Genomic DNA, 13,262 nt, shown 5'->3' on the forward strand with positions numbered 1-13,262 from the left:
CCTCCGAGTGCTCTGAGCCGCGACGTCACGAAACACGAGAGGCCCGGCCGGTGCAGTGCACCGGCCGGGCCTCTCGTCGGTTGTCAGCGCCCCTTGCGCTCTTGCGACCGGCGCTCAGCACGGTTCTGCGGCTCGACCTCGCCGCCGGTGCGCTGCCCGAATGCGCCGCGCGCCTCTTCGGCCGCCGGCGCCTGGCTCTCGGCCACTGCACGGCGCGCACGCTGCGTCGCCGCCTGCTGCACCTGGCCGCGCTGGTTGCGCACCTCCACACCACCGGCGTCGCTCGGTGCCGAGTAGCTGAGCTTGTCGTCGGCGGCGCCCTGTCGCCCGAGGCCCTTCGCCTGGATCGTCGCGCCGGCTCCTGCTTGCGGCGCCACCTCGACCTCGAGGTTGAAGAGGAACCCGACCGTCTCTTCACGGATCGAGCCCATCATCTGCTGGAACATCGCGTAGCCCTCGCGCTGGTACTCCACGAGCGGATCGCGCTGCGCCATCGCACGCAGGCCGATGCCGTCTTTCAGGTAGTCCATCTCGTAGAGGTGATCGCGCCAGCGCCGGTCGATGACCGAGAGCACGACCCGCCGCTCGAGCTCGCGCATCGCCGGCGAACCGAGCTGCTGTTCGCGGCGGCTGTACGCGACCTTCGCGTCGGAGAGGATCTCGCGACGGATGAAGTCGCGGTTGACCTTGCCCTTCTCGCCGGCCTCCGCCACGACCTCGTCGATCGTGATGCCGATGGGGTAGAGCGTCTTGAGCTCGGTCCAGAGCGCGTCGAAGTCCCACTCCTCGGGGTTGCCTTCGGCGGTGTGCGAGTCGAGCACCTCGTCGATGACGTCTTCGAGGAACTTCTGCGTGCGCTCGTGCAGGTCGTCGCCCTCGAGGATGTGCCGACGGTCGCCATAGATCGCCTCGCGCTGACGGTTCAGCACGTCGTCGTACTTCAGCACGTTCTTGCGGATCTCGGCGTTGCGCGCCTCGACCTGCGACTGCGCCGAACGGATGGCGCGCGAGACCACCTTCGACTCGATGGCGACATCGTCGGGTACGCCACGCGACATGAGGCTCTCGGCCGCACCGGCGTTGAAGAGGCGCATGAGGTCATCGGTGAGCGAGAGGTAGAACCGGCTCTCACCGGGGTCGCCCTGACGGCCGGAACGACCGCGCAGCTGGTTGTCGATGCGTCGTGACTCGTGACGCTCGGTGCCGAGCACGTAGAGACCGCCGGCGGTGAGCACCTTCTCGGCCTCGACCGCGACCTCGGCCTTCACCTTCTCGAACACCTCGTCCCACGCGGCCTCGTACTCCTCGGGAGTGTCGACCGGGCTGAGGCCGCGCTCGTGCATGAGCTGCACGGCGATGAACTCGGCGTTGCCGCCGAGCATGACGTCGGTACCGCGACCGGCCATGTTCGTCGCGACGGTGACCGCGCCGTGGCGTCCGGCCTGGGCGACGATGGCCGCCTCACGAGCGTGGTTCTTCGCGTTCAGCACCTCGTGCCGCACGCCCTTCTTGGCGAGCAGACGCGACAGGTACTCGCTCTTCTCGACGCTCGTGGTACCGACCAGCACGGGCTGGCCGTGCTTGTGGCGCTCGACGATGTCTTCGACGACCTGGGCGAACTTCGCCTCTTCGTTCTTGTAGACGAGGTCGGCCTGGTCGATGCGCACCATCGGCTTGTTCGTGGGAATGGCGACCACGCCGAGCTTGTAGGTCGCCATGAACTCGGCCGCCTCGGTCTCGGCGGTACCGGTCATGCCCGAGAGCTTCCCGTACAGGCGGAAGTAGTTCTGCAGCGTGACGGTGGCGAGCGTCTGGTTCTCGGCCTTGACCTGCACGCCCTCCTTCGCCTCGATCGCCTGGTGGATGCCCTCGTTGTAGCGGCGGCCGACCAGGATGCGGCCGGTGTGCTCGTCGACGATCAGCACCTCGCCGTTCATGACCACGTAGTCCTTGTCGCGCTTGAACAGCGCGTTGGCCTTGATCGAGTTGTTGAGGAACGAGATGAGCGGGGTGTTGGCCGACTCGTAGAGGTTGTCGATGCCGAGGTAGTCTTCGACCTTCTCGATGCCGGGCTCGAGCACGCCGACGGTGCGCTTCTTCTCGTCGACCTCGAAGTCGACGTCGGGCACGAGGCGCTTCGCGAGGTTCGCGAACTCGGTGAACCAGCGGTTGGCCTCGCCCGACGCGGGGCCCGAGATGATGAGCGGCGTTCGAGCCTCGTCGATGAGGATCGAGTCGACCTCGTCGACGATCGCGAAGTAGTGCCCGCGCTGCACCATGTCGCTCGCCTGCCACGCCATGTTGTCGCGCAGGTAGTCGAAGCCGAACTCGTTGTTGGTGCCGTAGGTGATGTCGGCGGCGTACTGCTCGCGACGAACCTGCGGGTTCTGGCCGGCCACGATGCATCCGGTCGTCATGCCGAGCGCGCGGAACACGCGGCCCATGAGTTCGGACTGGTAGCTCGCGAGGAAGTCGTTGACCGTGATGATGTGCACGCCACGGCTGGTCAGGGCGTTGAGGTAGGCCGCGGTGGTCGCGACGAGCGTCTTGCCCTCACCGGTCTTCATCTCGGCGATGTTGCCGAGGTGCAGGGCAGCGCCGCCCATGAGCTGCACATCGAAGTGCCGGAGACCCAGCGTGCGACGACTGGCCTCGCGCACCGCGGCGAAGGCCTCGGGCAGCAGGTCGTCGAGCGATTCGCCGTTGGAGTAGCGCTCGCGCAACTCGGCGGTCTCGCCCCGCAACTCGTCGTCGCTGAGCGAATGGAACCCGTCTTCGAGGGCGTTGATCGCCGCTGCGTAGTTCTCCAGCCGCTTGAGGGTTCGGCCCTCACCGACGCGGAGGACCCTTTCCAGAATCGAAGCCACGAATGTTCTCCTGTTGTCGTTGGGCGCACGGCCGCGGGTCGAAGCCGGGCACGCCCGTTGCCGCCATGCAGACGGCCATCATAGCCATGCTAGCGGTGAACGGGCCGGGCGCCGGAGCCTACCGGACGGACGGTGCCGGCCCGATGCCCCAAGCCCCCAGACGCACGAACGGCCGGCTCAGGATGGCCGAGCCGGCCGTTCGCATGCGCCGTTGTCAGGCGCTGGCCCGCTGCAACTCGATCGAGGAGTTGGCCGGTGCATGCTCTTCGGACTGCTCGTCGAGTCCGATGAGACCGTAGTCCCAGCCCTTACGGCGGTAGACCACGCTCGGCCGGCCCGACTCCGCATCGACGAAGAGGTAGAAATCGTGCCCGACGAGTTCCATGAAGTAGAGGGCGTCGTCGACCGTCATCGGTGCGGAGGCGAACACCTTGCGCCGGATCACGACGGGGCTGTAGACCTCGTCCTCCTCGACGTGCGGCTCCGCCTCATCGACGACGGGAACGGCGCCGGTGCGCACCTGCGCGAGCACCTCGGATGCCGCAGCCTGCACGCCGACATCGGAGAACCCGCCATCGGTGGCCTCACGGAGCGAGGTCGGCCGACGGGACCCCCCGCGATGCACCTTGCGGCGGTCCTTCGCCCGCCGGATGCGCTCGAGCAATCGTCCGAGCGCGACGTCGAACGCCGCATACTTGTCGGACCCGTCTGCCTCGGCCCGGACCAGTGGTCCCTTTCCGACGAGAGTGAGTTCGACGCGGTCGGGGCCGGGGTTGCCGTTCTTCTCGTTGTGGCGACTCAGCTTCACGTCGAGCGAGATCGCGCGCTCGGCAAGATGCGTCACCTTCTCGGACTTCTCCGCCGCATAGGCGCGGAATCGGTCTGTGACCCCCAGGTTTCGTCCGACGATGTTCAGTTCCATGACGACCTCCGTTCACCGACGTGTCACCCGGTTCTGAAGGGTGGATCGACCACGCCTGTTCTGCCACGGTAGCCCCGTTGCGCGGCAAAGTCACGGAGTGTTTACCGTGACTTGCCTGCATGCCGCGGGAACCTCAGCGGCGTCTCCGCCAGCACGGCGATCGCAGCCGTCTCGGCACCGGCCGCAGCCAGTGCACGCACTGCCTCGGCGAGCGTCGACCCGGTCGTCACGATGTCATCGACGAGCAGGAACCGGCGTCCCAGCAGGCCGGCAGCGCTGCGCGGCTTCCACCGCCGATCAGGTCGGGCGACGAGCCCCCCGGCCGAATTCCGCCTGCGGGCCTCGGCATCGAGACCCGCCTGATCGGCGTGGAGTCTCGTGAACGCCAGCACCGATGACGAGCGGATGCCGCATCGCCCGAGCAGCACCTCGACCGGCACATACCCGCGGGAACGCCGTGCGGCAGGCGAGGAGGGAATCGTGCACACCTCGATCGGCCGACCACTCGGAACCGCGGCGAGCGCTGAGTGCACCGACGTGCCCAATGCCGGCGCGAGCGCCCCGGCGGCGTCGGCTCGACCCCCGTCCTTGAAGGCCCCGATCACGGCGGCGGCAGAGCCCCGGTACGCCAGGCCCGCCCAGATCTCGAGCCCGGCACGCTCCACCCGACGCGGGTGCGCGAGCAGGGCACGCCGGCAGTCGCCGCACACGCTGCGATCGAATGCGCCGCACCCCGAGCAGGTGACGGGCAACAGCACCGCGGTGGCGTCTCGCACGGCCTCGACGGCATGCCGGCCGACCTCGACGAGGCTCGTTCGAGCGAATCGGTCTCGGGCTCCTGACGGTCGGTCCATGCAACGACCCTGGCCCCGCGTCGGATGGTCGGGCCGATCCACGGCGCAGTTCGCGACGTCGGGAGCGACCGAGACCTGTGGAGGAGGAGTGGGATCAGTTGGCCTGCTGCGATGCGATGAGCCGGATGCCGCTCGCCCGCGATTGCCAGCCGACACCGCTCGGCGCATCGAGCTCCCCGGTCTCGAGCAGCACCCGGAGGTCGCGCACGCTGTTGCCTCCGTCGATCGCGATGCCACCCTCGGGTCCCGGCCGCGACACGGCGAAGCCGCCGAGCTCCTGGGTGATGACTCGAGTGCCCCCGCCGGGCAGCGCCGTGAGCGAGGCGACGGTGCGGGCATCGACCCACGTGACGTCGAGCGGGGTGCCCGCGACATCCGCGAGGCCGAGCGTGATCGCGCTCAGTGCGATCGGGAGCCCGGCGCTGTCGCGCTCGATCGACGCAGCTACGAAGTGCGTGCTCGCTCCGTCGCCGAGCAGGGCGATGAGTCGAGTCGAGTCCCGCGAGATCTCCAGGGCCGCGATCGAGGATGCACTCCACGGCACGGGCATCTGCACGCCCTCGGCCGAACCGTCGGCCGGAAACCAGACCAGCTGGTCGGGGTGATCAGCCGGTACCGACCAGACGTAGCCGAACCCGTCGATCGCCGGCACGATGAGCCCGTCGCGCGGATCGAGCAGCACGGAATCCTCCCCGGCACGCACGAGCGACACCCCATCGCCGAGCACCGCGGCCGCTTCGTCTCCGGCACCGAGCGAGACGCCGATCGGATTCAGCGCCTCGATCTGCGGCGAGAGCTCGGGGAGCTGCTCGATGCCCTCTCCGGATGTGGCGAGGTGGCCGAAGGTCGTGCCGTCGAACACGGCTGGGCGTGGATCGATGGGCGAGTTCTTCAGCGGCCCCGGAGAGAGTTCGGGAACATCCTGTTCGACGCCATTCAGCGACAGGGCCACGCCGTCGACGTTGGGAACGCCGTCGAGACTCTGCTGCAGCTGGTACTCCATGCGCTGCACCGTCAAGACGTCGTCGGATGTCGCGCCCGAGAGGTCGACCTCGGCTTCTCGATCGGCGACAGGCACCGACGCCGAATCGAGCCGCGCACCGTCGGGGAATGCCGAGACGACACCGGGGTCGAGCCACTCCGCGGGGCCGGCGAGGAGCGCCCGCACGATGCTCGTCTGCGCCGAGTCGCGACCGGCGAACCAGCGGAGGTCGGGCACCAGGTGGTCGAACCCCGGGTCGAAGAAGTAGAGGGCGTAGCTTCGGAAGACCTGCGTGAACGTCGTCTCGTCGATGAGCAGACCCGGCGGCGCTGCCGAGATGCGCCACTGCCCGTCGATCTGCTCGAAGGTGTACGACAGCGAGAGCGGGGCGCTGGACTCCGACACGTCGTACTGCCCGCTCTCGCTGAGCGACGCCGCCGGAGTGGCGTCGACCACCATCGAGGTGTCGCTCACCGCCGTCAGGTCACGGTCGGCGCGCACGTCGATGGTCGTGTCGGCATTCGCGCGCCACTCGGCGGCGAACGCCGGTGTCAGGAATTGGCGCGCAGCCTGATAGTTGTTGCGCGGGCTCGCCGCGGCGTCGAAGAATCCCAGCAGGATCTGCTCCTGAGTCGCGTCCTTCGCAGGCGGCGGCACGATCGTGTCGAGTTCGAGCGATTCCTCGCCGAGCGCAGGCGAACCTGCGTTGACCCCGCCCGAGCTCGGAATCGAGACGCATCCGGCGAGCAGCACCGAGACGGCGAGCACCACGGATGCACCGATCACACGACTACGCATCGTGCACCTCCCTCCGGGCATCGGCCCGCCTCGCCGCGGCCGCCCGCCCCGCGGCATCCGTCTCGACCGTCGTCTCCGTCTCGACCGCGCGCACGACCCCGGTCGGCGGCGGCCCGCTCGCGTCGATGTCCTCTGGCTCGAGCGGCAACGGTGAGACCACCTCGGTGTCGGCGATGTCGCGCGGCAAGGTCAGGCGGAACACCGTGCCGGAGCCGCGCCGCGACCACACCTCGAGGTCGCCACCGTGAGCCACGGCGTCTTCGAGGGCGATCGCGAGGCCGAGGCCCGTGCCGCCGATCGTGCGGGTGCGGCTCGGGTCTGCCCGCCAGAAGCGGTCGAACACCCGGGCCGCATCATCGGCGGTCATGCCGAGGCCGTAATCGCGCACCGAGAGTGCGATGGCGCTCTCGTTGCTGTCGACGGCCACGACGATCGGCCGACCCTCGCCGTGCTCGATGGCGTTACCGAGCAGGTTGCGCACGATGCGGCGGATGCGGCGCGGGTCGACCCTCGCATCGAGGTGACCGCCGGGGGCGTCGAGTCGCAACTCGCTGCCGCGACTGTGCGCGAGCTCGTGCATCGACTCGATCGCGTCGCCAGCGAGGTGCACGAGGTTCGTCGGCTCGGTCGCCAGTTCGATCGATCCGGCGTCGTAGCGGCTGATCTCGAGCAGGTCGGAGAGCAGGGTCTCGAACCGCTCGGTCTGCGTGTGCAGCAGTTCGACCGTGCGAGACGTCGGGCCGGGGAAGTCGTCACGCTGACCGTAGAGCACGTCGCCCGCGAGCCGGATGGTCGTGAGCGGCGTGCGGAGCTCATGCGAGACATCGGAGACGAAGCGCTGCTGCATCACCGAGAGCTCGGCGAGTTCGCGAATGCGGGCCTGCAGGCTGTCGGCCATGCCGTTGAACGAGGCCGCGAGCGTCGCGAGCTCGTCTTCACCCTTCTCGGGCATGCGCACTCCGAGGTCGCCCGCCGCGAGCCGCCGGCTCGTGGTCGCCGCGGAGCGGATCGGCTCGATGACCCACCGCACGACGAGCAGGGTGATGACGCTGAGCAGCACGAGCAGTGCGGCAGCGCCGATCAGCCCGACGAGTTGCATGAACGCGAGCGTCTCTTGCGCCGCCGCGAAGTTGTAGCCGATGTAGAGCTCGTACTCGCCGGCACCGGGCACGAGGATCGTGCTGCCGGCGACGATGCCCGGGTCGTCGGCGCCGTCGTCGGCGTCCTCGAGGGAGACCGATTGCCAGTACTGCCCGCCGTCGGCGCCCTGCACCTGCTCGCGCAGCTCGGGCGTGATGACCCCGTTCAGGCTCGGCGCGATGCGGGTCGGCGGTGCACCGCTCGACGCGTCGTCGGGCTGGAAGTAGGCGATCGAGGAGCTGCCGGAGACGGAGCGCACCGAGCGTTCCACCTGCGCCATCACCTCCTGCAGTGAATCCGGATCGGCGGCGTCTGCCGCCCCGAGGATGCTCTCAGCCGCAGTCGTCGCATTGTTGGCGTCGTCGAGCGCGTCCTCGAGCTGGGTCTGGAAGAGGTTCGACGCCACGCTGAACGAGATGTAGAGGCCGATGACAAAGATCGCGAGCGACGAGAGCGCCAACGTGATGATGACGGTGCGGAACTGCAGGGAACGCCGCCAGAGCTCGGCGACGTGCCGCGGCAGGGTCGCCGCGCGCCGCGCCAGTTCGCGCCACGAACCCGTGCTGAAGAAGGCCGGGGCCTCCGCCTGCGACATCCGCTCGCCTAGGTGGTCGCGCCGGCTCGATAGCCGACGCCGCGCACGGTCATCACGATGCGCGGGTTGTCGGGGTCGTGCTCGACCTTCGCTCGCAGTCGCTGCACGTGCACGTTCACGAGGCGGGTGTCTGCCTTGTAGTGATAGCCCCACACCTGCTCGAGCAGCATCTCGCGGGTGAAGACCTGCTGGGGCTTCGACGCGAGTGTGAGCAGCAGGTCGAACTCGAGCGGGGTGAGATTGATACGGGTCTCGCCCCGTCGCACCTCGTGACCGGCCGCGTCGATCGTGAGGTCGCCGATGCCGAGGGTGGCGGCGACGGGATCCGGAGTCGGACGCAACCGGGTGCGGATGCGTGCCACCAGCTCCTTCGGGTTGAACGGCTTGACCATGTAGTCGTCGGCGCCGGACTCGAGGCCCTTCACGACGTCGGCCGTATCGGTCTTCGCGGTGAGCATGATGATCGGAGTGCCCGACTCGGCACGGATGCGGCCGCAGACCTCGATGCCGTCGATGCCGGGCAGCATGAGGTCGAGCAGCACGAGGTCGGGCTTCGTCTCATGGAACGCCGCGAGCGCGCTCGTTCCATCGGCGCAGAAGAAGGGCTCGAAGCCCTCGGTGCGCAGCACGATGCCGATCATCTCGGCCAGGGCCGTGTCGTCGTCGACGACGAGTACGCGAGAGGTCATCCGTTCATTCCTGTCAGCACCGTCGGGCCCCTAGCCGGAATCAGTGGGCCGAGCGTCGTCGTCAAGCGTAGTCGGTCGGGCGCCAAGGCGCCCCTGACGCCCGGCGGAGGGCATCGGCGCGGCCCGGAAATGTGCGAGCATGGTGGGAATCCGCCGGAAGGAGCCCCACAGGTGTCAGACCACGACTGGCAGGCGCCCGGCGGCGCTCCCGCCCCACAATCGGCTCCGCAGCCGCAGCCGGCTCCCGGCCTGCAGCAGGCTCCCGGCCCGCACCAGCAACCCGCGCAATGGCCCGCACCGTCGCCAGAGCACTGGGCGGCTCCCGCTTCGCCTGCGTTCGGCGCCCCACAGGGCTGGACTCCCCCGCCGAAGCCGGGCCTCATCCCGCTGCATCCGCTGGGCTTCGGAACCGTGCTCTGGGCGCCGTTCAAGGTGCTGCGCCGCAACCCCGCCGCAACGTTCGGCACCGGCCTCGTGGTGCAGCTCATCTCGGTCGTGGGCACGCTCGCGGTGTTCGTGCCGTTCGCGATCTTCATCGTCACCCGGGTCGAGGGCGCAGCGAGTTCCGACGACGCCGACGCGCTCCTGTCCGGAGCGGTCGGCGGATTCCTGCTGCTCATGCTCGTGCCGGTGATCGTCTCGCTCATCGCGAGCGCGTTCCTGCAGGGCGTGATGGTCGTCGAAGTCGCCACCGGCACCCTCGGAGAGCGGCTGCGGTTCGGCGCCCTGTGGAAGCGAGCGGCGAAGCGGATCTGGCCGTTGCTCGGTTGGACCGCCATGCTCACGGGTGCGATCGTGGTCGTGTTCGCCGCATTCGTCGCGATCATCGTGGCGGCGACCTTCTTCGACCCGGTCACGATCATCGTCACGGTTCTGGTGCTGCTGCTGGCCGGGCTCGGCGTGTTCGTCGTCGCCGCGTGGATCGGCACGAAACTCTCATTGGTGCCGAGCCTCATCGTGCTCGAGGGCGCCGGCGTCGGCACCGCGATGCGACGATCGTGGCGCCTGACCGAGGGATTCTTCTGGCGCACCTTCGGCACTCTGCTGCTCGTCGCCGTCATCCTCAACCTCGCCGCACAGGTCGTCGTGCAGCCGGTGTCGCTCGTCGGCACCATCCTCGCCGCCATCATCGATCCGACCGGCAACGGTGCCGCCATCCCGATCACCGTGGTGACACTCGTGATCACGATGATCCTCTCCCTGCTGATCGGGGCGATCACGGCGGTCGTGCAGGCGTCACTCGTCGCGGTCATCTACATCGACCTGCGCATGCGCAAAGAAGCCCTCGACCTCGAACTCGTGCGGCACATCGAACAGCGCGACGCCGGCGCGCCGGTCGACGACCCGTATCGCCCGCCGGCCGCCGCGCCCGCTCCATCGGCCGCGCCCGCGACCCCGTGACTCCGACTCTGCTCCGCGGCTCCCCGCTCGACCCCGACGCCGACGAGGCGCGTCGATGGCTCGAAGACGAATTGACGGGGCCCGAGTACCAGGCCGCGAAGCCGAATCCGTTCGACCTCGCGATGCAGGCGATCCGCGATTGGTTCTTCGGCCTCTTCGACGGCGCCACCGGTCTGCCGGGGCCGCTCCTGACCCTGCTGCTCGTGCTGCTCGTCATCGCCGTCGTCGTGATCAGGCTCCTCGTCTTCGGGCTGCCTCGGCTGCGACGGCGACGGCGCGGCGAGGTGCCGCTCTTCGACGATCACGACCGACGTGATCTCGAGACGCTGCGCCGAGCGGCATCCGGCGCAGCGGCGGCGGGCGACTGGCCCCTCGCGATCGAGGAGCGGTTCCGCGCGCTCGTGCGCGGTCTCGTCGACCGTGACGTGGTCACGGTTCATCCCGGCACGACCGCTCGCGGGTTCTCGGTTGCCGCCGCGAAGTCCTTCCCCGGTCTCGGAACGGCGCTCGAGTCGGCGGCACGCGACTTCGATGGCGTCCGGTATCTCGGGCGCGGCGGCTCCGCCGACGACTACGAGCGGCTGACGACGCTCGAGCGCGACATCGCGGGTGCGCGGCCCGCGAGCGCCGATGGCAGCTTCGCCGCCGATCGAACGGGCCGAGCGCCCGTCGGCGACGATGCACCCCCAGGCGCCGGGGCCGCTCGATGACGCCGCCCGTGGTCGATACGGCGCCGTCGACGACGACCGTGACCGACGCCGCGACGCCGACGGCCCCCGCTGTGACGCCGACGGTGCGAGCGTTCCTGCGCCATCGACGCGCCTGGCTCGTGATCGGCGCCGTTCTCGTGCTCGGCGCCCTGCTCGTGCTCGCGATCCAGGGCGGCGCACGAACGCCCGGCCCGGCGATGGGCGCCGACAATCCCGCACCGGCAGGTGCGAAGGCGCTCGTCGAGGTGCTGCGCGATCATGGCATCACGGTGACCGAGAGCCGCTCCTACGAACCCGCCCTCGCCGCCGCAGAGCGCGGCGCCACGGTACTGCTCTACGACGAGTCCGGCATCCTCGACGACCGCCGCCTCCGCGAACTCGCCGCGGCATCCGACCGGCTCGTCGTCGTCGAACCGGCGTTCGGCGCGCTCGAGGCGCTCGCCCCCGGAGTTCGCCTCGCCGGGGCCGCGAGCGGCCCGGTCGATGCCGTGGGCTGCGATCTCGGCGCGGCCGAACGAGCCGGCGCACTCTCCGACGGGCAACGTCTGCTCACGATCGACGACGATGCCGCCGACGCCGGCTGGCAGGGCTGCTTCCGTGACGGCGACTTCGGCTTCGCGGTCGTCGCCGGGCCCGGCGCCGGTGGCGGCGAACTCACCATGGTCGGCGCGACCACCGTGTTCGCCAACGAGACCATCGCCGAGTCGGGCAACGCGGCGCTCGCGATCGGGCTCACCGGCGTAACCGACGACCTCGTCTGGTACCTGCCCGGCCCGGCCGACGCCGACGCCGCCGACGCCCCGACGATCGGCGAGCTGACGCCGGGCTGGGTGAGCCCGGTCATGCTGCTCGCCATCGTGATCGTGATCGTCGTCGGCATCTGGCGCGGCCGCCGCTTCGGCCCGCTCGTCGTCGAGAACCTGCCGGTGCACGTGCCGGCCGGCGAGACGAGTGCCGGCCGGGCGCGCCTCTACGCACGCACCGCGTCGCGAACCCACGCGCTCGACCAACTGCGCATCGGCACCGTCCGTCGCATCGCTCGCGTGCTTCGACTGCCGCGCTCCGCCGAGCTCGCCGAGGTGGCGGATGCCGCGGCGCAGGCGACCGGCCGTGACGAGGCCGCCGTGCGACAGCTGCTCGCCGACGTGCAACCAGCCCACGACCGCGAGCTCGTGGAACTCGCCGGAGAGCTCGCGCGCCTCGAGGCCGAGGTGCAGCGTACGCTCGACCCGCGCGCGGCGGCACCCCGTGCCCCGACCTCCGACGCATCGCCCGATCGCGACGACCCCACAGGAAGGCGACCATGACCGACCCCACCACCACTCCGACGGGAGCCGCGACCGACGACGAGCTCCGCGCGGCGCTCAATCGCGTTCGCACCGAGGTCGGCAAGGCCGTCGTCGGGCAGGAGGGCGCGGTGACGGGGCTCATCATCGCCCTGCTCACTCGCGGGCACGTGCTGCTCGAGGGCGTGCCGGGTGTGGCCAAGACGCTGCTCGTGCGCACGCTCAGTCGAACCCTGCAGCTCGAGACGCGGCGTGTGCAGTTCACGCCCGACCTGATGCCCGGCGACGTCACGGGTTCGCTCGCCTACGATCCGCGCTCGGGCGACTTCGCGTTCCGCGAGGGGCCGGTGTTCACGAACATCCTGCTCGCCGACGAGATCAACCGCACCCCGCCGAAGACCCAGTCGGCGCTGCTCGAGGCGATGGAGGAGCGCCAGGTCTCGGCCGACGGTGTGACCCGCCCTCTGCCCGACCCGTTCATGGTCGCGGCGACCCAGAACCCGATCGAGTACGAGGGCACGTACTCCCTGCCCGAGGCCCAGCTCGACCGGTTCCTGCTGAAGCTCGTGCTCGACGTGCCCGAGCGCGAGGCCGAGCTGTCCCTGCTCCGGCGTCATGCCGATGGCTTCGACCCGCACGATCTCGCCGCCGCCGGCGTCACGCCGGTGCTCGGCGCCGCCGAGCTCGCGGCGGCCCGCGCCGCGGCATCCGCTGTTCGCGTCGAAGACGACGTGCTCGGCTATCTCGTCGACCTCGCGCGCGCCACGCGGCGCAGCCCGTCGATGCGTCTCGGCGTGAGCCCCCGCGGCACGACCGGCCTGCTCGCCGCATCGAAGGCGTGGGCCTGGCTCACGGGCTACGAATCGCTCACCCCCGACCACGTGCAGGCGATGCTGCTGCCCGTCTGGCGCCACCGAGTGCAGCTTCGGCCCGAGGCCGAGCTCGAGGGCGTGTCGGTCGACGCCGTGCTGCAGTCCATCGTGCAACAGGTGCAGGTGCCGCTCTGAACATGACTCGG

The 13,262-nt window shown here is 69.8% G+C and carries 10 protein-coding genes; 4 read left to right on the forward strand and 6 right to left on the reverse strand.

Features of this window, described 5'->3' with window-relative positions; translation table 11 throughout:
• Nucleotides 1-83: 83 nt before the first annotated feature.
• The 6 genes from secA to mtrA all read right to left on the reverse strand — a co-directional run bounded on the left by secA (nt 84) and on the right by mtrA (nt 8,847).
• Nucleotides 84-2,867, reverse strand: a complete 2,784-nt coding sequence (secA, locus tag H521_RS0113600; protein WP_022893579.1) for a preprotein translocase subunit SecA — start codon at nt 2,865-2,867, stop codon at nt 84-86.
• Between the two features lie 214 nt (nt 2,868-3,081).
• Entirely contained in the window at nt 3,082-3,789 is a 708-nt protein-coding gene (hpf, locus tag H521_RS0113605; RefSeq protein WP_022893580.1) for a ribosome hibernation-promoting factor, HPF/YfiA family, read from the reverse strand.
• A 101-nt stretch (nt 3,790-3,890) separates the two neighbouring features.
• Nucleotides 3,891-4,643, reverse strand: a complete 753-nt coding sequence (locus H521_RS23370) for a ComF family protein (protein ID WP_022893581.1) — start codon at nt 4,641-4,643, stop codon at nt 3,891-3,893.
• Between the two features lie 94 nt (nt 4,644-4,737).
• The gene (locus H521_RS23375; protein ID WP_169513994.1) at nt 4,738-6,423 is read right to left on the reverse strand and encodes an LpqB family beta-propeller domain-containing protein; all 1,686 of its coding nucleotides are present in this window, start codon (nt 6,421-6,423) and stop codon (nt 4,738-4,740) included.
• A complete protein-coding gene (gene mtrB, locus H521_RS23380; RefSeq protein ID WP_022893583.1) occupies nt 6,416-8,158 on the reverse strand; it encodes an MtrAB system histidine kinase MtrB in 1,743 nt (580 codons plus the stop codon). The genes H521_RS23375 and mtrB overlap by 8 nt, the downstream gene beginning before the upstream one ends.
• Nucleotides 8,159-8,166: 8 nt before the next feature.
• A complete protein-coding gene (gene mtrA, locus H521_RS0113625) occupies nt 8,167-8,847 on the reverse strand; it encodes an MtrAB system response regulator MtrA (protein WP_022893584.1) in 681 nt (226 codons plus the stop codon).
• A gap of 171 nt (nt 8,848-9,018) precedes the next feature.
• Here mtrA and H521_RS26450 point away from each other — a divergent pair, with 171 nt between their 5' ends.
• The 4 genes from H521_RS26450 to H521_RS0113645 are packed head-to-tail and all read left to right on the forward strand — an operon-like array spanning nt 9,019 to nt 13,251.
• Entirely contained in the window at nt 9,019-10,248 is a 1,230-nt protein-coding gene (locus H521_RS26450; RefSeq protein ID WP_022893585.1) for a glycerophosphoryl diester phosphodiesterase membrane domain-containing protein, read from the forward strand.
• Complete coding sequence (locus H521_RS26455; RefSeq protein ID WP_022893586.1) at nt 10,245-10,958, forward strand: DUF4129 domain-containing protein; 714 nt, start codon at nt 10,245-10,247, stop codon at nt 10,956-10,958. The genes H521_RS26450 and H521_RS26455 overlap by 4 nt, the downstream gene beginning before the upstream one ends.
• Nucleotides 10,955-12,265 carry a DUF4350 domain-containing protein gene (locus H521_RS23390; protein WP_022893587.1) on the forward strand — a complete coding sequence of 437 codons (1,311 nt, stop codon included), beginning with the start codon at nt 10,955-10,957 and terminating at the stop codon, nt 12,263-12,265. Before H521_RS26455 ends, H521_RS23390 begins: the two co-directional genes overlap by 4 nt.
• Complete coding sequence (locus tag H521_RS0113645; protein ID WP_022893588.1) at nt 12,262-13,251, forward strand: AAA family ATPase; 990 nt, start codon at nt 12,262-12,264, stop codon at nt 13,249-13,251. Before H521_RS23390 ends, H521_RS0113645 begins: the two co-directional genes overlap by 4 nt.
• The last annotated feature ends 11 nt before the right edge of the window (nt 13,252-13,262 follow it).

Source organism: Agromyces subbeticus DSM 16689, assembly GCF_000421565.1.
Lineage (GTDB): Bacteria > Actinomycetota > Actinomycetes > Actinomycetales > Microbacteriaceae > Agromyces > Agromyces subbeticus.

Coding starts and splice junctions, on each gene's coding strand:
- hpf (WP_022893580.1), bottom strand. CDS start 3,789: ATGGAACTGAACATCGTCGGACGAAACCTGGGGGTCACAGACCGATTC.
- H521_RS23370 (WP_022893581.1), bottom strand. CDS start 4,643: ATGGACCGACCGTCAGGAGCCCGAGACCGATTCGCTCGAACGAGCCTC.
- H521_RS23375 (WP_169513994.1), bottom strand. CDS start 6,423: ATGCGTAGTCGTGTGATCGGTGCATCCGTGGTGCTCGCCGTCTCGGTG.
- mtrB (WP_022893583.1), bottom strand. CDS start 8,158: ATGTCGCAGGCGGAGGCCCCGGCCTTCTTCAGCACGGGTTCGTGGCGC.
- mtrA (WP_022893584.1), bottom strand. CDS start 8,847: ATGACCTCTCGCGTACTCGTCGTCGACGACGACACGGCCCTGGCCGAG.
- H521_RS23390 (WP_022893587.1), top strand. CDS start 10,955: ATGACGCCGCCCGTGGTCGATACGGCGCCGTCGACGACGACCGTGACC.
- H521_RS0113645 (WP_022893588.1), top strand. CDS start 12,262: ATGACCGACCCCACCACCACTCCGACGGGAGCCGCGACCGACGACGAG.